Origin of the sequence: Arthrobacter sp. Bi26 (assembly GCF_918697925.1) — a bacterium.
In the GTDB taxonomy this organism is placed as follows: domain Bacteria; phylum Actinomycetota; class Actinomycetes; order Actinomycetales; family Micrococcaceae; genus Arthrobacter.
The window spans coordinates 17,904-36,839 of the sequence record NZ_CAKKMF010000051.1; the positions used below are offsets into that span (position 1 = coordinate 17,904).

Annotated in this window: 19 protein-coding genes and 1 pseudogene; 1 reads left to right on the forward strand and 19 read right to left on the reverse strand. The window is 67.2% G+C overall.

From position 1 onward, the window contains the following. Positions 1 to 47 precede the first annotated feature (47 nt). From nusB to LQV16_RS14355, 15 genes are all read right to left on the reverse strand, one after another. Complete coding sequence (gene nusB / locus LQV16_RS14285) at positions 48 to 458, reverse strand: transcription antitermination factor NusB (protein WP_018773145.1); 411 nt, start codon at positions 456 to 458, stop codon at positions 48 to 50. Continuing rightward, positions 458 to 1,021: an elongation factor P gene (gene efp, locus LQV16_RS14290; protein ID WP_018773146.1), complete on the reverse strand. Its 564-nt coding sequence runs from the start codon at positions 1,019 to 1,021 to the stop codon at positions 458 to 460. Before efp ends, nusB begins: the two co-directional genes overlap by 1 nt. Positions 1,022 to 1,176: 155 nt before the next feature. Next, a complete protein-coding gene (locus LQV16_RS14295) occupies positions 1,177 to 1,695 on the reverse strand; it encodes a tetratricopeptide repeat protein (protein ID WP_229994574.1) in 519 nt (172 codons plus the stop codon). Further along, positions 1,695 to 2,786, reverse strand: coding sequence for a 3-dehydroquinate synthase (gene aroB, locus LQV16_RS14300; RefSeq protein ID WP_229994575.1), 1,092 nt, complete (start codon positions 2,784 to 2,786; stop codon positions 1,695 to 1,697). Before aroB ends, LQV16_RS14295 begins: the two co-directional genes overlap by 1 nt. Further along, complete coding sequence (locus tag LQV16_RS14305) at positions 2,786 to 3,394, reverse strand: shikimate kinase (RefSeq protein ID WP_290369380.1); 609 nt, start codon at positions 3,392 to 3,394, stop codon at positions 2,786 to 2,788. The genes aroB and LQV16_RS14305 overlap by 1 nt, the downstream gene beginning before the upstream one ends. After that, complete coding sequence (aroC, locus tag LQV16_RS14310) at positions 3,394 to 4,593, reverse strand: chorismate synthase (RefSeq protein WP_229994576.1); 1,200 nt, start codon at positions 4,591 to 4,593, stop codon at positions 3,394 to 3,396. The genes LQV16_RS14305 and aroC overlap by 1 nt, the downstream gene beginning before the upstream one ends. Positions 4,594 to 4,619: 26 nt before the next feature. Then, complete coding sequence (locus LQV16_RS14315) at positions 4,620 to 5,597, reverse strand: shikimate dehydrogenase (protein ID WP_229994577.1); 978 nt, start codon at positions 5,595 to 5,597, stop codon at positions 4,620 to 4,622. Next, positions 5,594 to 7,366, reverse strand: a complete 1,773-nt coding sequence (mltG, locus tag LQV16_RS14320; protein ID WP_229994578.1) for an endolytic transglycosylase MltG — start codon at positions 7,364 to 7,366, stop codon at positions 5,594 to 5,596. Before mltG ends, LQV16_RS14315 begins: the two co-directional genes overlap by 4 nt. Further along, the gene (ruvX, locus tag LQV16_RS14325; RefSeq protein WP_229994579.1) at positions 7,363 to 7,947 is read right to left on the reverse strand and encodes a Holliday junction resolvase RuvX; all 585 of its coding nucleotides are present in this window, start codon (positions 7,945 to 7,947) and stop codon (positions 7,363 to 7,365) included. The genes mltG and ruvX overlap by 4 nt, the downstream gene beginning before the upstream one ends. A 10-nt stretch (positions 7,948 to 7,957) precedes the next feature. Next, positions 7,958 to 10,636: an alanine--tRNA ligase gene (gene alaS / locus LQV16_RS14330; RefSeq protein ID WP_229994580.1), complete on the reverse strand. Its 2,679-nt coding sequence runs from the start codon at positions 10,634 to 10,636 to the stop codon at positions 7,958 to 7,960. A 167-nt stretch (positions 10,637 to 10,803) separates the two neighbouring features. Continuing rightward, a complete protein-coding gene (locus LQV16_RS14335; RefSeq protein WP_229994581.1) occupies positions 10,804 to 11,070 on the reverse strand; it encodes a DUF6167 family protein in 267 nt (88 codons plus the stop codon). Between the two features lie 19 nt (positions 11,071 to 11,089). After that, entirely contained in the window at positions 11,090 to 11,464 is a 375-nt protein-coding gene (locus LQV16_RS14340; protein ID WP_229994591.1) for a DUF948 domain-containing protein, read from the reverse strand. 167 nt (positions 11,465 to 11,631) lie between these two features. Then, the gene (gene rpsD / locus LQV16_RS14345) at positions 11,632 to 12,258 is read right to left on the reverse strand and encodes a 30S ribosomal protein S4 (protein ID WP_018773157.1); all 627 of its coding nucleotides are present in this window, start codon (positions 12,256 to 12,258) and stop codon (positions 11,632 to 11,634) included. A 187-nt stretch (positions 12,259 to 12,445) separates the two neighbouring features. Then, positions 12,446 to 12,844: a cupin gene (locus LQV16_RS14350; protein WP_229994582.1), complete on the reverse strand. Its 399-nt coding sequence runs from the start codon at positions 12,842 to 12,844 to the stop codon at positions 12,446 to 12,448. A gap of 244 nt (positions 12,845 to 13,088) precedes the next feature. Further along, positions 13,089 to 14,624, reverse strand: a complete 1,536-nt coding sequence (locus tag LQV16_RS14355; RefSeq protein ID WP_229994583.1) for a replication-associated recombination protein A — start codon at positions 14,622 to 14,624, stop codon at positions 13,089 to 13,091. 65 nt (positions 14,625 to 14,689) lie between these two features. Here LQV16_RS14355 and LQV16_RS14360 point away from each other — a divergent pair, with 65 nt between their 5' ends. Continuing rightward, positions 14,690 to 15,337 carry an acVLRF1 family peptidyl-tRNA hydrolase gene (locus tag LQV16_RS14360; RefSeq protein ID WP_229994584.1) on the forward strand — a complete coding sequence of 216 codons (648 nt, stop codon included), beginning with the start codon at positions 14,690 to 14,692 and terminating at the stop codon, positions 15,335 to 15,337. 78 nt (positions 15,338 to 15,415) lie between these two features. On the opposite strand, the gene LQV16_RS14365 is transcribed toward LQV16_RS14360, so the two are convergent. From LQV16_RS14365 to LQV16_RS14380, 4 genes and pseudogenes are all read right to left on the reverse strand, one after another. Beyond that, a complete protein-coding gene (locus LQV16_RS14365) occupies positions 15,416 to 15,739 on the reverse strand; it encodes a 2Fe-2S iron-sulfur cluster-binding protein (protein ID WP_229994585.1) in 324 nt (107 codons plus the stop codon). A gap of 16 nt (positions 15,740 to 15,755) precedes the next feature. Next, a complete protein-coding gene (locus LQV16_RS14370) occupies positions 15,756 to 17,009 on the reverse strand; it encodes an FAD-dependent oxidoreductase (protein WP_229994586.1) in 1,254 nt (417 codons plus the stop codon). Continuing rightward, positions 17,002 to 18,279, reverse strand: coding sequence for a cytochrome P450 (locus LQV16_RS14375; protein WP_229994587.1), 1,278 nt, complete (start codon positions 18,277 to 18,279; stop codon positions 17,002 to 17,004). The genes LQV16_RS14370 and LQV16_RS14375 overlap by 8 nt, the downstream gene beginning before the upstream one ends. A 237-nt stretch (positions 18,280 to 18,516) precedes the next feature. Further along, a pseudogene (locus LQV16_RS14380) lies at positions 18,517 to 18,936 on the reverse strand (hypothetical protein); the annotation flags it as partial.

An 18,936-nucleotide genomic window follows, 5' to 3' on the forward strand; every position in this document is an offset into this window, starting at 1 on the left:
AACCCCGCCCAGGATGTCCTGGGCGGGGTTCTTTGCGGTGCGGGGTCTCAGGCCAGCAGCGAAGGCTTCAGCTGCTGCAACCGGCCCAGCAGGCCGTTGATGAACGACGGCGACTCGTCCGTGGAGAGCGTCTTGGCCAGGGCCACAGCTTCGCTGACTGCCACGCCGTCCGGGACGTCGTCGTTGTAGAGCAGTTCCCAGGTGCCGATCCGCAGGATGATGCGGTCCACGGAGGGCATGCGCTCCAGGGTCCAGCCCTGCGAATAGGTCTCGAGGAACTCGTCGATGGCCACCTGGTGCGACACCACGCCTTCGACAATTTCGAGGGTGTACGGGTTGACGATCTGGTCGGTCTGCTCGCGGCGGGACTTCAGGACGTCGAACGCCGAGGCAGAGCGCTGCTCGGCCTCAAAAAGCACATCGAGGGCCCGGTTCCGGGCCTTACCGCGCGCACTCACTAGTCGTTGACCCGGCCGAGGTAGCTGCCGTCGCGGGTGTCGACCTTGACCTTGGTGTTGTTCTCGACGAACAGCGGCACCTGGATCTCGTACCCGGTTTCGAGGGTGGCAGGCTTGGTGCCGGCCGAGGAGCGGTCGCCCTGCAGGCCCGGCTCGGTGTAGGTGATCTCGAGGACGACGCTCGGGGGCAGCTCGATGTAGAGCGGGTTGCCCTCGTGGATGGCGATGTTGACCATCTGGTTTTCGAGCATGAAGTTGGTGGCGTCGCCGACGGTGGCGGCCGAGACGGTGAGCTGGTCGAAGTCCGAGGTGTCCATGAAGACGAAGTCGGCGCCGTCCTGGTACAGGTACTGGTAGTCGCGGCGGTCCACGGTGGCGGTCTCAATCTTCAGTCCGGCATTGAAGGTCTTGTCGACGACCTTGCCGGACATCACGTTGCGCATCTTGGTGCGCACGAACGCGCCACCCTTGCCGGGCTTGACGTGCTGGAACTCGATGATGTTCCAAAGCTGGCCCTCAAGCTTAAGGACGGTTCCGTTCTTGATGTCGTTAGTGGTTGCCACTGTATCCTCTTAGTTTCTCTCTGGTTCCATCGGGCCGGTGCTATCGGCCAGACGTTCTATGCCGGGCCGGCATGCCAAGCGGCCCGCCAACGCGTATTTGTCAAAAATCCAAGATCTATTCTACCGGTTCCCGCGGACAGCTGGCTGACGGGGGCTCAGGACTGCTGTTCCAGCACGTCCCGCGCGCGCTGCAGCGCCACCGTGGACGCGTAGATCAGGGCCGCATCGGCGGACCCGGCCACGCGCAAATCCAGCGCCTTGGCGAAGGATTCGACGGCGGCGCCAACGTTCCCGCCGGCGAAGTAGGACCGGCCGAGGTGCTGGCGGACGGCCGCCTCCTCCAGGGTGCCCTGGGTCTCGGCGAGGAGCTGGCGGAACACCTCAACGGCCCGGTCGAACCGGTTCGAAACCCGGAGCACGTCCGCTTCGAAGATCCGCAGCCGGAGCGAGCCGGGGTCCTTGTAGCGCGCCTCGGCGAGGAGCTCGGCGGCTTCGCCCGCGTGCCCTTCGACGAGCCGGACCAGGATCCGGTCCCCGGGGTCGGTGGAGGCCGCCAACGCCTCGGCCAGGACCTCGTCATTGACGATCTGGGGCATCAGGGACTGCGGGTTGATCCGGACCCCGGGCAATCCCGCGTCCGGCCACTCGCTGGTGCCGCCCTTGATCATGTTCATCAGGAGGCAATCTCCTGGTAGGCGGCAAACAGCAGTGACGTGTCCGGGACGTCGAGGATGCCGGGCCTGCCGACGCCGTCGAGCACCACGAAACGCAGCAGGTCACCGCGGGACTTTTTGTCCCGCCGCATGCCGTCCAGGAGGGCCTGCCAGCGGTCGCGGCGGTACGTGATGGGAAGCCCCAGGCTTTCGAGGATGCTGCGGTGCCTGTCGGCGTCGGCGTCGCTGAGCCGGCCCACGCTGCGGGCGAGTTCGGCGGCGAACATCATGCCCACGGAGACGGCGGCGCCGTGGCGCCAGGAGTAGCGCTCGGCGAGTTCGATCGCGTGGCCCAGGGTGTGGCCGTAGTTCAGGAACTCGCGCCGGCCGGTTTCCTTCAGGTCCTCGGAGACTACCCGGGCCTTAACACTGATGGCTCGTTCAATCAGTTCCCGCAACAGGTCCGAGCGGGGATCGGAGACCGCGGACGGGTCCTTTTCGATCAGGTCCAGGATGGCCGGGTCGGCGATGAAGCCGCATTTGATGACCTCAGCCATGCCGGAGATGATCTCGTTCTTCGGCAGCGTCTCGAGCGTGTCAAGGTCCGCGAGGACGCCGGCGGGCGGGTGGAACGCGCCCACCAGGTTCTTGCCCTCGGCGGTGTTGATGCCGGTCTTGCCGCCGACCGAGGCGTCAACCATGCCCAGCAGGCTCGTGGGCATGTGGATGACCTTGACGCCGCGCAGCCAGGTCGCGGCGACAAAGCCGGCCAGGTCCGTCACGGCGCCCCCACCGACGGCGACGACGGCGTCGGAGCGGGTGAAGTCGTTCTGGCCCAGCACCTGCCAGCAGAAGGAGGCGACCTCGATGTGCTTGCCCTCTTCGGCGTCGGGGATTTCTGCGGTCAGTGCGGTGAAACCGGCGGCGGCCAGCTCTTCCCGGACGGTGTCCCCGGTAAGCCGAAGCGCCCGGGGGTGGATGACCAGGACGCGCTTGACGCGTTCACCCAGCAGGCCCGGCAGGCTTGCCAGGAGGCCACGGCCCACTACGACGTCGTAGTTCTCACCCGGCGTTTGTCCGGTGACTTTGATGACGGTTGATTCGGTACTCACTATTCAACTTCCTTTGTCGCCGCCGGGGTAGGCACGGCCGCGGTCTTCGACACGGTGTGCTCCCCCAGCGCATCTTCCAGCCGGTGGGCCAGCTCCGGCACGCTGCCGGTCCGGACATCGAGGACGAGGTCGGCGAGCCGTTCGTAGACCGGCCGCCGGGTGGCGAACAAGGTCCGCCACCGGCCCATGGCGTCGCCGGCCAGGAGCGGCCGGCCCGAATTTCTGGCGATGCGTTCCGCCACAGTCTGGGCGTCGCACTCAAGGTAAACAACGGTACAGCGGCCCAGGAGCTGCTGCGTACCGGAGTCAAGGACAGCGCCGCCGCCGAGCGAGATGACGGTGGTGCTCCCCAGGGCTTCCTCAATGGCCTGCGCCACGGCCCGCGCCTCAAGCTCACGGAAGGCGTGCTCGCCCCGGCTGGCGAAGATCTCGGCGATCGTCCCGTGCTGGGCCACCACGAGGGCGTCGGTGTCCACGAAGGCGCACCCCAGGTGCTGCGCGAGCTGCTGTCCGATCGCCGATTTGCCCACGGCCATCGGTCCGATCAGCACCACCGGGCCAATGTGCGTTGCCGCGGCGGAGAGCCCGCCGGTGTTCCCGGCCGGCACTAGTGGCCGATCGAGTCCAGGGACGCCGGAATGCTGTCCAGGTAACCCTTGATGTTGCGGGCGGTCTCCTGTACGGAGTCACCGCCGAATTTTTCGGTGACGGCTTCGGCGATCACGAGGGCCACCATGGCCTCGGCGACGACGCCGGCGGCGGGGACGGCACAGACGTCGGAGCGCTGGTGGTGGGCCTTGGCCGCCTCCCCCGTGCTGACGTCGACCGTCTTGAGCGCGCGGGGCACGGTGGCGATCGGCTTCATGGCGGCACGGACGCGCAGGACATCGCCGATGCTCATGCCGCCCTCGATCCCGCCCGCGCGGTTTGATGTGCGGATGATCTTGCCGTCCGCGTCCTTGACGATCTCGTCGTGGGCGGCCGAGCCGCGGCGCGCCGCGGTACGGAAGCCGTCGCCGACCTCAACGCCCTTGATGGCCTGGATGCCCATCAGTGCCGCAGCCAGGCGCGAGTCGAGTCGCCGGTCCCAGTGGACGTAGCTGCCCAGTCCCGGCGGGAGCCCGTAGACAAGCACTTCCACGACGCCGCCGAGGGTTTCGCCTTCCTTGTGCGCGACGTCGACCTCGGCCACCATGGCGTCCGAGGTTTCGCGGTCGAAGCAGCGCAGCGGATCGGCGTCCAGGGCGATCACGTTGCCCGGGACCGGCAGCGGCCGGCCTTCCGGCACGGCAACGCTGGCGATGGACACGGTGTGGGAGACGAGTTCGATTCCGAGCTGCTTGAGGAACGCCGCGGCGACCGTGCCGAGCGCCACCCTCGTGGCCGTCTCGCGGGCGCTGGCGCGCTCCAGGACCGGGCGGGCCTCGTCGAAGCCGTATTTCTGCATTCCGGTGAAGTCGGCGTGGCCGGGCCGGGGCCGTGTCAGTGGGGCGTTCCGGGCCTGGTCGGCCAGGATTTCCGGCTCCACGGGATCGGAGGACATGATCTGTTCCCATTTGGGCCATTCGGTGTTGCCGACCTGGACGGCGACAGGGCCGCCCTGGGTCAGGCCGTGGCGGACTCCGCCGAGGATCGTGACCACGTCCTGCTCGAATTTCATCCGGGCGCCGCGGCCGTAGCCGAGCCGCCGGCGGGCCAGGGCCTCGCTGATGTGGGCGCTGGTGAGTTCCACACCGGCGGGCACGCCTTCAATTATTCCGACCAGTGCCGGGCCATGGGATTCTCCGGCAGTCAACCAACGCAACATACATTCCATCCTGCCATGTCGGGCGGTTAGAACACCCGTCGGGGCGCCCCGACTGCGTCACACATCACATCTATGACTCCGGCCGGGAGGGCCTCGCCCAGTCCGGTGAAGTGCCGGACCTGCTCCACCGCCTGGTAGATGAGCATTTCAAGTCCCGGGACCACCGTGCCGCCGGCTTCCTGCCAGACCGCGGCGATCCGGCTGGGCCACGGATCGTAGGCGACGTCCAGGAGGACGCCCGGGCGGCCCGAGCCGCCCGAGGGTGTTGTCCGCCGTCGTCCGGCGGCATCGTTCCGAGGCACGGATTCTGCCGGCGGGGCTGGCGGCTCTTGTGCCAGTTCCGCGGCAAGCGCATCTGCCAGTTCCACGGCAAGCGGGTCTGCCGCGCGGGGCGGCAGCGTGGAGATGACGACGTCGGCCGCGGCGACGGCGGCGGCCGCACCGGCGAGGGGAAGCACCTGGACGGGGAGCCCCACGGCGGCGGAGGCCGCGCGGGCTTCGGCGGCGCGGCTGGGATCGCGCACGAACACCTCGGCAGACACTGCGCCCAGTTCTTTGAGCGCAGCGATGGCAGCAGCCGCGGTCCCGCCGCCGCCGAGGACCACGGCGGTGGGCGCCGGGGCGGCCCCCGCGTGCCGGAGCGCATTGACGATCCCGGCGACGTCCGTGTTGTAGGCGACCAACCGCGTGTGGTCAGCTCTGCCGCCGCCGGATTCGAAGGCAACGGTGTTGACGACGCCGAGTGCGCGCCCCACTCCCCGGACCTCGTCCACTTCCGCCACCATGGCCGATTTCAGCGGCATCGTGACCGAGAGCCCGCGCCAGAAACCGTCAGCGCGCGCCTCAACCCTGACCTGCCGCATGAAATCCGGCAGGTCGGCCTCTGTCACGTCAATGGCGGAGTAGGCGATGTCCACGCCCAGGTGCGCGTAGGCGGCGCGGTGCAGCGCCGGCGACTTCGAATGGCTGATGGGATGCCCGAGGACGGCCGCCCGCAGCGTCATACGCAGCGTCCCGGGTTGGCCTCGCACCAGGCGTTGTACTGCTCCACGTATCCGTTGTGTTCGGCCAGGGTCTTGGAGAATTTGGTCTCCTTGGTGTCCAGGTTGATGGTGACCCAGTAGAGGTAGCTGTTGGTCTTGGGCTTGGCGGCGGCGTCAATGGCCGTCTTGCCGGGAGAGCCAATGGGCCCGACGGGCAGCCCCTGGTTGGCATAGGTGTTGTACCGGTTCGACTTGTCAGCCTTCTGGACCTCGTCGATGTGGAAGCTGCGGATGCCCAGGCCATAGGTGACCGTGGCATCGGACTGGATCAGCCCGTTCGTCTCGGTGTTGTTCGGCTTGAGGCGGTTGTAGATGGCGCCGGCGACGTCACCGTATTCGGCCTGGCCGCCTTCGGCCTGCACGATGCTCGCTACCGTCACGACGTCGTACTGTTTCGCGGCATCGGTGACCCCCTGGGCCTTGAGTTCATCCAGGGTGTTGCCTACGAGCTTCTGCAGAATGTCCTTGGCGGAGGTGCCCAACGGGAAGCGGTACTCCCCCGGCGCCAGGTAGCCCTCGAGGTTCTTGGCCTTCGCCGGGACGCCGAACTGGGCGGGCGCATCGCTGAGCGCCTTCAGCTCCGGAACCGAAATCCCGGTGCCCTCGGAAATCGCCTGCAGGGATTCGCTGATCCGCAGCCCGGCGCTGAGCGCAAAGTACATGACCTTGCCCTGGTCCTTGTTAAGCAGGACGTCCACGGCATCGGAGTTCTTCATTTCCTGGCGCATCGAGAACGTGCCGGGGTTCAGGGCACCGCCGGAAGCGGTGAATTCCTTGAGGAACGTGTCCGCGTTCGCCACGACCTTCTTTGACTGCAGCTCGGTGGCCACGGACCTCGGCCCGGCGCCGGGTGCGACCGTGATGGTGACGTCGCCGGTCCCCGGGCCCGGGTAATCGGCCACGGTGTCCATGCCCAGGAGGGGCTTGAGGAACTGCGCGCCAACGGCGATTGCGACGACGAAGACCGTCAGGGTAAGCACCAGGGCCAGGAAGCGGCGGCGGCGGCGGACCTTCTTGGACGGAACCTTGTCGTAGCGGACCGCTCCGGCCATCAGCTCGTGGCCGGGTTCGCTGTGATATTCGGCGTCCGGGTGGCCCTGTGCCAGGTGTTCGCCGGAGTCGTCGTAAACATGGTGAGCCTCGTCGTGGGGGTGAGGAGCATAGCCATCGTGGGGGCCGGCGCCATGCGCAACCGCGTCGTGGCGGGCGTCGTGGCCAAGCTGGCCTGCCGACGCATAGACGGCGTTCCCGTGGCCGGCGTCTTCGTGGACGGGCTCTGAGTGGATGGGGATCATCCGCGTGAAGTCGTCGCGGACGGGCTCTTCGTCGGCGGGAACGTCCTGCACTGTTTCCTCGTGCAGGGGCTCTTCGTGGACGGCTTCGTTGTGCACGGGCTCTTCGTGCACGGGCTCTTCGTGCACGGGCTCTTCGTGGACGGGCTCTTCGTGGACGGGCACTTCGTGCACGGGCTCTTCAGCTGCAGCGTCTTCGTGCACGGTCGGTGCTGCTTCGGGGAGTTCCGGGGCGGCCTGCGGCAGCTCTCCCTCCGGTGCCCGTGCCGGTGCCGGCGTCGGAACATCCTGTCCGGTCTCAAAAGCCTGCGGCGGGATCACGTTGTGTCCCTGCGTCGCCAGGAACTTTTCCCGGGCCCGGATTTCTTTGCGCGTCAGCGCTCGGTCAGCACCAATAGGGGCGTCACCGGAGGAGTCATCACTGTTGACCGGGCTCACTGTAGCCTTCCATGTTCTGAAGAGTGCGTCTGTACTGCCGGGTCGGTCTGTGCGCCGTCCCCGGTCGGCCCCGGCGCAGACTCCGCGTACACGCGGTTTCCGACCTCCGTTCCCCTGGCCTTTTGCATATCAAGCGCATGTTGCAGAATACCTGCCGCCGCAACCTGATCAACTACTGTACGGTGATTTCTGCTGCTCATGCCAGCTTCATGCAGGTTGCGGTGGGCGGTCACGGTGCTGAGCCGCTCGTCAATCAGCCGCACGGGCACGTCGGAGCCGGCACCCTGCAGAGCCCGGACAAGCAGTTGTGCATAATCTGCGGCCATCCTGGCCGAGGCGTGCTCTTCGCCCTTCATGGTGCGCGGCAGTCCCACGAAAATCTCCACGACGTCCAGCTCCTCCGCCAGGGCGGCCAGGATCCGAACGTCTGTGTTCTTTTTCACATTCCGCTGCAGCGTGCGCAACGGGGTCGCCAGGATTCCGTCGCGGTCGCAGACGGCCACGCCCACGCGGACCGTGCCGACGTCCACCCCGAGCTTCACGCCCCGGGGATAGACGCCGGCCACAGCAGCTTCAGACACGTGGGATCCGCTATCGCCGCGTAATGGCGTCCACGACGGCGCCGAGGGCAGCGCCAACCTTGGCGGCGTCCGTGCCGCCGCCCTGGGCGACGTCGTCCTTGCCGCCACCGCCGCCGCCGAGGATGCCCGCGGCGAGACGCACCAGGGCGCCCGCCTTGACTCCGGCTGCCCGGGCGGCTTCGTTGGTGGCGATCAGGATGACGGGACGGTCGTTGCTGACACCGGCCACCGCGACGGCGGCGGGCTCGGAACCGAGACGCGTCCGCAGGTCCAGGGCCAGGCCGCGCAGATCGTCCGCGCCGCTGACCTGGCCGGCGTCGTGTGCAATGACCTTGACGCCGGCGGCGTCCCTTGCGGTGCCAACCAGCTGGGCAGCGGCGGCCGTGAGCTGCTCCTTGCGCAGCCGCTCGAGTTCCTTTTCGGCCGTCTTGAGCTTGGTCAGAGTGCTGGAAATACGGTCCGCGAGCAGCCCGGAGGGAACTTTCAGCATTTCCGTGAGTTCGGTGACAAGGGCACGCTCGGCGGCCAGGTGCCGGAAGGCGTCCATGCCCACGAAGGCCTCGACACGGCGGTTTCCCGAGCCGACGGACTGTTCGCCGAGCAGGGACAGGCTGCCGATCAGCGAGGTGTTCTCGACGTGGGTGCCGCCGCAGAGTTCGCGGGACCAGGCGCCGTCGATCTCCACGACCCGCACCTCGTTGCCGTAGTTCTCGCCGAACAGCGCCATGGCGCCGAGCGCCTTGGCCTCGGCGAGCCCCATGATCTTAGTTTCCACCCGGAAGTTGTTGCGGATGGCGATGTTGGAGACTTCCTCGATCTCGGACCGGGTGGCGGCGCTCAGGCCCTCGCCCCAGGCGAAGTCGAAGCGCAGGTAGCCGGCCTTATTGAAGGAACCGCGCTGCAGGGCCTCCGGGCCAAGGATCTGGTGCAGGGCCGCGTGCACAATGTGCGTGCCCGTGTGGGCCTGCTCGGCGGCGTGGCGGCGTTCCCGGTCCACGGCGGCCTGAACCAGCGAATCGGACCCGATTTCGCCTTCGCGGACAATCGCCTTGTGCACGCTCAGGCCCTTGACGGGGCGCTGGACGTCCAGGACCTCGACGACGAAGCCGTCGCCGGTGATCAGCCCGGTGTCGGCGGCCTGGCCGCCGGCCTCGGCGTAGAACGGCGTCTCGGCCAGGACCAGTTCGATTTCGTCGCCCGTGGAGGCCTGGGCGACTTTCCTGCCGCCGGACAGGATGCCGCGGACCTTGGACTCGCCCTGGAGTTCGGTGTAGCCGGTGAAGACGGTCTCGCCGGCGGACAGCAGCTCCTGGAACGCGCTGAGGTCAGCGTGCGAACCCTTCTTGCCCTTGGCATCGGCCTGGGCACGCTGGCGCTGTTCGAGCATGAGCTTGCGGAACTCGGGCTCGTCGACTTTCAGCCCGGCTTCCTCAGCCATTTCCAGAGTGAGGTCGATCGGGAAGCCGTAAGTGTCATGCAGGGCAAAGGCGTCGGCGCCGGAGAGCGGCTGGTTGGCGGCCTTGGACTCCTTGACCGCGTCCTCGAGCCGGGCGGTGCCGGAGGCGATGGTGCGCAGGAAGGCCTTCTCTTCGGCATAGGCGATCCGACTGATGCGCTCGAAGTCGGTCTCCACGATCGGGTAAACGCCCTTCATGGCGTCCCGCGAGGCCGGCAGCAGCTCGGGCAGGCAGGCCTTCTCGACGCCGAGCAGGCGCATGGAGCGCACGGCGCGCCGGATCAGGCGCCGCAGCACATAGCCGCGGCCTTCGTTGGAGGGGGTGACGCCGTCGGCGATCAGCATGAGGGCCGAGCGGATGTGGTCGGCAACGACGCGCATGCGGACATCGTCGGTGTGGTGCGGGTCCTCGGCGGACTCCGCCGAGGTGTACTCCCGGCCGGAAAGGGCCGCAGCGCGGTCGATCACGGGACGGACCTGGTCGGTCTCGTACATGTTCTCGACGTCCTGGAGGATCATCGCGAGCCGCTCCATGCCGAGGCCCGTGTCGATGTTCTTCTTGGGCAGCTCACCTGTGATGTCGAAATCCACCTTGGAGCGGACGTTGTCAATCTGGTACTGCATGAACACGAGGTTCCAGATCTCGACGTAGCGGTTTTCATCGGCGATGGGGCCGCCCTCGACGCCGTAGGAGGGGCCGCGGTCGTAGTAGATCTCCGAGCAGGGACCGGCCGGGCCGGGCTGGCCGGTGGACCAGTAGTTATCGGCCTTGCCCATCCGCTGGATCCGCTCGGCCGGCATGCCGGTGTTCTTCAGCCACAGCTGCTCGGCCTCGTCGTCCTCCTCGTAGACGGTGACCCAGAGCTTCTCCGGCGGCAGTCCGTACCCGCCGTCGTCCACGCCGGTGGTGAGGAGCTCCCATGCGAACTTGATGGCGTCTTCCTTGAAGTAGTCGCCAAAGGAGAAGTTGCCGCACATCTGGAAGAAGGTGCCGTGGCGGGCAGTCTTGCCCACTTCCTCGATGTCACCGGTCCGGATGCACTTCTGCACGCTGGTGGCCCGGGAGTAGGGGGCCTCCTCACGGGCCGTCAGGTACGGGATGAACGGGACCATGCCGGCCACGGTGAACAGCAGGGAGGGGTCGCTGGAGACCAGGGAGGCGGAGGGCACGGCGGTATGCCCCTTGCTGACAAAAAAGTCGATCCAGCGCTTGGTGATCTCCTGCGACTTCATGAGCTGATTTCTTACCCTTCAATATTCACTGCGTTATGTGGCCCGCGTCTGTGCTGAGCGGGACAAGCTGAGGACCGGCACGGATCCGGGCCCCGTCAATATGGGACTCGTTTTAGGTGGTGCCGGCGCGCCCGTGACGGGCACCCTACTTACTAATTCTCTCCCGGCTAGCGCCGGACCGCATCCCGGCGGGCGACGGCGCCGCCGGCAGCAATATCCGTTGCCGTCTCGATGCCGAGGGCCGAGCGGAGTTCGGCCTCCCGCTCGCCCATGCCTTCGCGGACGGCGTCGGCAAAGTCGAACAGGCCGTCAGCCAGCCGTCCCACTGCCCGGTTCAGGCCCTCGGGGCCGAGTGCGGACTGGGCTTCGGTGACCTTGCGGAAGGCGATGACGCCGATCGCGACGCCGATTCCCATCCAGATGATTCTGTTCATGTCAGGTTCTCCTGGAGGCTTAGCGGCTGCGCCGGCCGGTGGCGGTCTTTTTACGGGTGGAGAAGGCGGAGCGCACGCCGTAGCTGAAGGCGGCCACCTTGATCAGCGGCGAGCCGACAGTGGCGGCCATGAGCGAGGACAGCGCCGAGATGTTGGCGGAGGCGTCCGAGACGTTGGAGGCGATGCCATCAACCTTCTTCAGCTGCTCGTTGGTGGTGGTCACCGTGGCAGTGACTTCGTCCATGAGCGGGGTGGCGCCGTCGCTGATAGAGCGGATGGAGGTCCGCACTTCATCGAACACTCCCCCGAGCTTCAGGATCGGCACGGCGAGCAGCAGGACCAGCAGTGCAAACACTCCAGCCGCGATCAGGCCGGCAATATCGCCACCAGACATAGACACTCATCTCCTTGAACTGCAGTGGATACCTGCTTGTTGCGTCGGGTTCCGACGGTTTCAGCCGGCGGTCAGAACCGGCTCCCGGGGAACTCCCCCAAGTACCTTACATACAAAGAAGCCCGCGGCGCTTGCCACGGGCTTCTTTGTAGGTGGTGCCTTTGGAATTAGCGTGCGTAGAATTCCACGACGAGCTGCTCTTCGCAGGTCACGGGGATCTCGGAACGCTTCGGGCGGCGCACCAGGCGGGCCTGCAGGGCGTCAAGCTTGACGTCCAGGTACGCCGGAACGATCGGCAGGACGTCGCGGTGAGCGCCGGCTGCTGCAACCTGGAACGGAGGCATGGTCTCGCTGCGGCTGTGGACGTGGACCAGCTGGCCCTCGCCGACGCGGAAAGACGGGCGGTCAACGCGGATGCCGTCAACGAGGATGTGGCGGTGCACAACCAGCTGGCGGGCCTGGGCGATGGTGCGGGCGAAGCCGGCACGCAGAACGAGGGCGTCGAGACGCATTTCGAGCAGTTCGATCAGGTTTTCACCGGTCAGGCCCTTGGTGCGGCGTGCTTCTTCGAAGGCACGGGTCATCTGGGCTTCGCGGATGCCGTACTGGGCGCGCAGACGCTGCTTTTCGCGCAGACGTACGGCGTAGTCGGAGTCCTGCTTCTTGCGGGCACGGCCATGCTCACCGGGGCCGTACGGGCGGCGCTCCATGTACTTGGCGGCCTTGGGGGTCAGAGCGATGCCGAGTGCACGCGAAAGGCGTGCGGTACGGCGAGCACGAGTGTTGTTAGCCACTTGTGTCCTTCCAATATCTGCGGTGTGTCAGTGTTACTGGCCTCCACGATGGAGAGCATCGGCCAACCGCTGCCTTTTGCTACTGGGCACAGGGCAACCCTCATCAAATGCGAAGTTTCAATGGATTGTGCGTCCGTGCCTTGCCAGACAACGAACCAGCCTACCAGATCCGGCCGATGGACCGAAGTCAGATCCGGGCGTGCACGCCCCGGGCACCGCTGCGCCCGAAGGACGCCGCACCGAGGAATTCCACGGCCACGAACGGTTTCGGGCCCACCACCCATTCGTCGTGACCTGGCGGAATCGCGTAGGTGTCGTTGGCGTGAATCGTGGAGTGCAGCCCTTCGGCCGTTTCGACTTCCATTTCTCCGGAAATGCAGAAACCGAGATGGTGGTGCAGGCAGACGTCGGTGTGCTCATAGGGCCGGGTGTTTTCCGACCACCGCCAGCCCGGGCCCAGGATCAGTCGGGCCACCGAGTAGTCGTTCACTGTGCAGAGGTCGAATTCGGCCTTGTCCGGGCACCGTTTCTTGTCCGGCACATCGAAGGATTTCACTGCCATGGCTGTAACGAAGTTGATACTCATGGGACACTACCTGGGGACGGGGCGGGGACGCTCGCGCTGGATGACCTGGAATGGAGCGAAGTCGGCTGCCGTTCCGGGGTCCGGATAGCGAGAGCCGGCGATGTGAACGCGCTGTCCCCTGCGCCGCACGGACGGCCAGCAGATCAATGCTGACGTAATTCCACGTTAGACCTCTTGGGCCCCATGTCAACGGCGGATTCCGGCGCTGCAGGCCGCGGCGGACCAGCCGCTGGTCACAGGCCGGTCACGTGCCGCGGATGATCCTCCGAAGCCGCTCGAGCCGGGTGGCGATGTCGCGTTCGGCTCCGTTGGCGGTGGGCTCGTAATAGTTGCGACCGACGAGGTCGTCCGGCGGGTACTGCTGGGTGGCCACGGCATGCGGGGCATCGTGGGCGTACTTGTAGCCCTTGCCATGACCCAATTGCTTTGAGCCGGGGTAGTGGGCATCGCGCAGGTGGGCCGGGATGCCGTTCCCGAGCCCGGCCCGGACGTCAGCGATCGCCTGGTTGATCCCCATGTACGCGGCGTTGGACTTCGGCGCGGTGGCCAGATGCACCACGGCCTCGGCGAGGATGATGCGGCCTTCCGGCATGCCGATCAGCTGCACGGCCTGGGCCGCCGCGACGGCGGTCTGCAGCGCCGTCGGGTCCGCCATGCCGACGTCCTCGGCTGCGGAGATCACGATCCGGCGCGCCACGAACCGGGGGTCCTCACCGGCCTCCAGCATCCGGGCGAGATAGTGCAGGGCGGCGTCGACGTCGGAGCCCCTGATCGACTTGATGAACGCGCTGGCGACGTCGTAATGCTGGTCCCCGGCCCGGTCGTAGCGGACGGAGGCGACATCCAGGGCCCGCTCCGTGTGCCGCAGCTGGATCGTGACGGGCTCCGCCGTTCCTGCGCGGGAGTCTGTGCCGGTATCGGCTGCGACTGTGCCGGTATCAACTGCGACCGTGCCGGTATCAACTGCGTCGATGTCATCCGCGTCTCCGAACGCGACGCCGGCGGCCGCTTCCAGGGCAGTCAGGGCGCGGCGGGCGTCGCCGCCGGAGAGCCGGACAAGGTGCGCCAGTGCGTCGGCGCTGAGTTCGGCCTTCCCGTTCAGTCCGCGGACATCCGAAACGGCCCGCTGCAGCAGCGCCTCGACGTCGGCGTCGGTGAGAGGTTTCAGGGTCAGCAGCAGCGAGCGGGACAGCAGCGGGGACACAACGGAGAACGACGGGTTTTCGGTGGTGGCCGCCACCAGCACCACCCAGCGGTTCTCGACGCCGGGAAGCAGCGCGTCCTGCTGGGCCTTGTTGAAGCGGTGGATCTCATCGAGAAAGAGGACGGTGGTGGTCTTGAAGAGGTCGCGCGCGGTCAGGGCCTCATCCATCACGCGGCGGACGTCCTTGACGCCGGCGGTGATGGCGGAGAGCTCGACGAATTTCCGGCCGGGACCCTTGGCAATGACGTGGGCAAGGGTGGTCTTGCCGGTGCCGGGAGGACCCCAGAGAATCACCGAACTCGGGCCCGCAGGGCCGGTCGCATCGGAGCCGGCGGCCAGCTGGCGCAGCGGGGAGCCCTGGCCGAGCAGGTGCTGCTGGCCAACGACGTCATCGAGGGTGCGCGGCCGCATCCGGACGGCGAGCGGGCTCCGCGGCGAGGCTGACCCGGCGCCAGACCGGGCTCGGCTCCGGGCTTGGCCGGAATCGTCCGCGCCGCCGTCGGCAGCACCGTCGGCTACGCCGAGGTCGTCGCTTCCGTCGGCGTTGTCCCGCCCTGCGCCAAAGAGATCATCCACATAGATAGGCTACTTCTAGTTCCTGCCCGCCTTGTCACCATCGCCCCCGCAACGGAGAACCTGCCATGCCCAGCCCCGAGACCCGTGTGGCCTTCGTCTCCGGCGGCCGGCTGCCTGGCTGGGTGGACCGCTTCGCCGCGAGCCATGGCGCACTGGTGGAGGAGGAGCTCGACGCCGGCTTGCAGCTGCGCGCCGCGGACGGCGCCGTGGCAGTGCTGCGGGCGCCTTGGCCCGTGGACGGCCGGCCCGGGAGCGGCCAGGACGCCCTTTCGCGGCTGGCCTCGCTGGCCGGGCAACCCCGGAGCATCGGCGCCGTACTGGTCCGGCGCGGCGGATATTCGGTGGCTGTGGTCAGCGCCGGCGCCGTGCTGGCGTCCAAGACCGGCACCCGCCACGTCCAGTCCCGGACGGCCGCCGGCGGCTGGTCCCAGCAGCGGTTTGCCCGGCGGCGCGCCAACCAGGCAGATGCCCTCGTGGAAGCCGTCGCCGAGCACGCCGGAAGGATCTTCGCGGGGCACCGGGTCGAATACCTCGCGGCGGGCGGCGACCGGACGCTGGCGGACCAGGTGCTCGCCGAACCCGCCCTGAAACGCTACGCCGGCCTGGCACGGCTCGCGTTCCTGGACGTCCCGGATCCGCGCGCAGCGGTCCTGAAGAAAGCTGCCGCGGAGCTGTGCTCGGTGCGGATCCTGGTGACCGACCCGGCGGCGTAGGAACGGCCGCCGTTCCATCCCCCAATGTATGCAGATGGAACGACGGCCTCCTCGCTATCCGGCTGCCGGAAGCGGCGGCTACTCTTCCGGCGCCAGAGTGACGGTGACGCCGTCGAGGTCCTGGCTGAAGTCGAGCTGGCAGGAGAGCCTGGAGCCGCATTCCTGGTAGCCCTCGGCCTCGGCCAGCAACTCGAGTTCGTCCTCGCTGCGTTCGGCCAGGGTGTCAAAGACCTCCTTTTCCAGGAAGACGTGGCATGTGGCACAGGAGGCCGTGCCGCCGCAGGATGCCAGGACCGGGAGGTCGTTGTCGCGGAGGGCCTCCATCAATGTCTGGTCCGGCTCCCATTCGAGGTCGTGCGTGGACCCCTCGCGGTCGATGACGGTGAGTTTGTTGTTGCTCATGGTGGTTCCTTAGTTTTCAGGCAGCTGCGAACACAGCGGCGGTCAGTGGAGTGCCGGGATCGGCGGCGAGCAACGGGTCAATCCGCGCTTTCTGGGCTATCAGTTTCTTGGCCGGCCGGAAGTCAGCCAGGCCTGCGATGGTGTCGACGGCGGCGAGGCACCCGTCCCGGAGATAGACAACCGAGAACTTGCCGTCAGCCGGGGCGCCTCGCACGATCACCTCGTCATCGGCGCGGCGGACCCCGGCCGTCTGTAGCCGGACACCGTGCTGTACTGTCCAGAACCACGGGATTTCCGTCTCCGCGGCGTCCTGCCCGGTGATGTCCGCGGCCACCTGGTCAGCCTGCGCCATCGCGTTCTGGATGCATTCGAGGCGCTGGCTGGTGCCGTCGATAGTGCTGGTGAAGCGAGTGACGTCACCCGTGGCATAGATGTCCGGAACGGAGGTCCGCCCATGCCCGTCCACGAGGATGCCGTCCTGGCAGAGAAGTCCGGCGTCAGCGGCGAGTTCCTGGTTGGGCACAACGCCGATGCCGGCGAGGACGACGTCGGCCGGGTAGGAGGTGCCGTCGGCGGTGACGACCCGCTCGGCCCGATCGACCCCTTCGATGGCGGTGACCGCTGCACCGAAGACGAACCGGACGCCGTTTTGCTCGTGAAGTTGCTCGAAGAAGCGGGATACGGGTTCGGAGGTCACACGGCTCATCACGCGGTCCTGGAATTCGAGTACGGTGACCCCGCAGCCCTTGGCGGAAGCGGCGGCCGCGACTTCCAGCCCGATGTAACCGGCGCCGATGATGGCAACCCGGGCGCCTGGGACGAGCGCCAGCTTGAGTTCAAGGGCGTCATCCCGGGTCCGCAGGGCCTGCACTCCGGGAAGGCGGGCCCCGGGGACCGTCAGGGACCTGGCGCGCGAACCGGTGGCTATGACGAGGCGATGGTAGCCCAGGCGGCTGCCGTCGGACAGCTGGACGGTCCGGCCGGCGGGGTCGATGGCGTCGACAGCGAGCCCTGCCCGCCGGCCAATGCGTTTGTCCTGGTAGAACTTCTCTTTGCGCAGCACGGTGGACTCATCCGGGGCGCCTGCCTTCAGGAGCTCTTTGGATAGTGGAGGGCGTTCGTAGGGCGTCTCCTTTTCGGCTTCGAGCAGCAGGATGTCCCCGTCCCAGCCGCGGGTGCGCAGTCCTGCGGCCACCGCGACACCGGAGTGGCCGGCGCCAACGATGATGATTGGATTCAGGTGGTTCTCTGTGGGCTGCTGACTAGGCATTGAAGATCTCCAGCTCCACGTAGAGGTGTTCCGGGCCTGAGTTGGTCAGGTTGTTGCCCCGGACGTATTCGATCGGTTTGTCCTTGTTGAGGGTCAGGGAGCCAAGCTTTGAGGCGAGGAGTTCCACAGTCACCACGGTTTCCAGTCTGGCCAGCGGGGCGCCGAGGCAGCTGTGCACACCGTGGCCGAAGCCGAGGTGGCCGTCGGTGTTGCGGTCGATGTTGAAGGTCTCGCCGTCGGGGTACTTGGCGCTGTCGCGGTTCGCGGCGGCCGGCAGCAGCCGGACGATGGCGCCGGCAGGGATGCACACGCCGGCGACCTCGACGTCTTCGGTTGTGATCCGGCTGGCGCGCTGCACCGTTCCGCGGAAGCGTGCCAGTTCCTCGACGAACAGGTTCGCATCGGCGGGGTTCTGCCGGATCCGGTCCAGCAGTTCGGGCTGTTCGCTGAAGACCCGGAATGCGTTGGCCAGCAGGATGGTGGTGGTGTCGTGGCCGGCAACGAAGACGAAGGCGCAGAGTTCCTTGGCTTCCTTCTCGCTGAGCAGGCCGTCCTTCCACATCCGGGCGATGTGGCCGCCCACGGACTCGTTTCCCTCCACGTAGAGGCGCTCCATGGTGTCTTTCAAATACGCGAAGAACTCGAAAGTGCTCTGTTCGTCGGTGCCCGTGCCTTGCGCGTTGCGGGCCAACCGGCCGAAGTAGCTGAAGGTCTCGTCGGACCAGAACTTCATCTTCTCGAAGTCCGACGCCGGGACGTCCAGCAGGGCACTGATGGTGGACATGCTCAGCGGGATCGCGTAATCGTCGACGGCGTCGCCGCCGCCGGCCGCGATCATCGGGTCCAGATACTTGTGGGCGTTCTCGCGGACCCGTTCCTCGAAGCGGGCGATCGCCTTGGGGGTGAAGGCCTGCGCAACGACCTGGCGCAGCCGGGTGTGGTTCGGGGCATCGAACAAGGTCAGAAAGGTCAGCGGCACCGGGTCCACGACCTGGGAGGAGAAGACCTTGGGGGCGCGCATGGCTTTGCGCACGTCGTCGTAGCGGGTGATGAACCAGACATCCGATACCGGTGAGGCGGCCCGGAGGACCGGGGCGTTGTCGCGCATCCATGCGTAGTGCGCGTATGGGTCCCCCTGCGTTCCGTCGTCGACGACCTTGAACGGTGCCATGCCATCCGGCCACGCGAGGTCATGGGAGTATGGGGGCAGTTCGGCCGGCCCGGAGGGAGACTCTGCTACGGGCGATAGTTCTGTGGTGGCGGCAGACATCGTTGTCCTTCTTTCGTGCGTGACTGTTCCGGGTGAATTCCCTGGATGAGTCGACGTGATCCACGTCTCACTCAAGAGTGCCCACGGGCCCCGCGTCGGCCCCATAGGGCTTCCGTTCATCGGTTGTGAAAGTCGCCCGGCAGCTCTTGTCCGCAGGCGAGGGCGATTGTCAGCGGCAGGGCTGCGGGCCACCAAAGAAGTTCGATTACCGCACTGAACCGGCACGCAACTGGTCGGTCAGGCGGATTGATACACGACGCATTCCCGGATCGGGTCGTCGAGGGGTGCTGACCAGCCCGGATCGTCCGTGTCCACCGACGGTAGTGGGTGCGCGGCGGTGAATTGGTGCCATTCCGGGAAGGGGTCCGGGGGCAGGTCCGGTTCGGGACCTTGGCCGGGATCCCGGCCGGTTTCCTGGCCGGGTTCCTGGCCGGGGTGCCCGATGAATGCCGGGTCCGGACGAAGTCCTGGACCCGTGGGCAGGCTGCGGTCCGGGAGCGTGTCTGCGGCCGGGATATTGCGTGGCCAGCGGGGCGGTTCCCAGTCCTGGTGCTCGCTGGGGTAGTGCCGGCCGGACGGTGAAATCCAGCCCGGCGGGTGGTCCTTGCCGGCCCGGGTGGGTTGCCAGGCGGAGCCGTGTTTGAGCCGGTGGTGTCT

Coding starts and splice junctions, on each gene's coding strand:
- LQV16_RS14295 (WP_229994574.1), bottom strand. CDS start 1,695: ATGAACATGATCAAGGGCGGCACCAGCGAGTGGCCGGACGCGGGATTG.
- aroC (WP_229994576.1), bottom strand. CDS start 4,593: ATGTTGCGTTGGTTGACTGCCGGAGAATCCCATGGCCCGGCACTGGTC.
- LQV16_RS14315 (WP_229994577.1), bottom strand. CDS start 5,597: ATGACGCTGCGGGCGGCCGTCCTCGGGCATCCCATCAGCCATTCGAAG.
- alaS (WP_229994580.1), bottom strand. CDS start 10,636: ATGAAGTCGCAGGAGATCACCAAGCGCTGGATCGACTTTTTTGTCAGC.
- LQV16_RS14335 (WP_229994581.1), bottom strand. CDS start 11,070: ATGAACAGAATCATCTGGATGGGAATCGGCGTCGCGATCGGCGTCATC.
- LQV16_RS14340 (WP_229994591.1), bottom strand. CDS start 11,464: ATGTCTGGTGGCGATATTGCCGGCCTGATCGCGGCTGGAGTGTTTGCA.
- LQV16_RS14350 (WP_229994582.1), bottom strand. CDS start 12,844: ATGAGTATCAACTTCGTTACAGCCATGGCAGTGAAATCCTTCGATGTG.
- LQV16_RS14360 (WP_229994584.1), top strand. CDS start 14,690: ATGCCCAGCCCCGAGACCCGTGTGGCCTTCGTCTCCGGCGGCCGGCTG.
- LQV16_RS14365 (WP_229994585.1), bottom strand. CDS start 15,739: ATGAGCAACAACAAACTCACCGTCATCGACCGCGAGGGGTCCACGCAC.
- LQV16_RS14370 (WP_229994586.1), bottom strand. CDS start 17,009: ATGCCTAGTCAGCAGCCCACAGAGAACCACCTGAATCCAATCATCATC.
- LQV16_RS14375 (WP_229994587.1), bottom strand. CDS start 18,279: ATGTCTGCCGCCACCACAGAACTATCGCCCGTAGCAGAGTCTCCCTCC.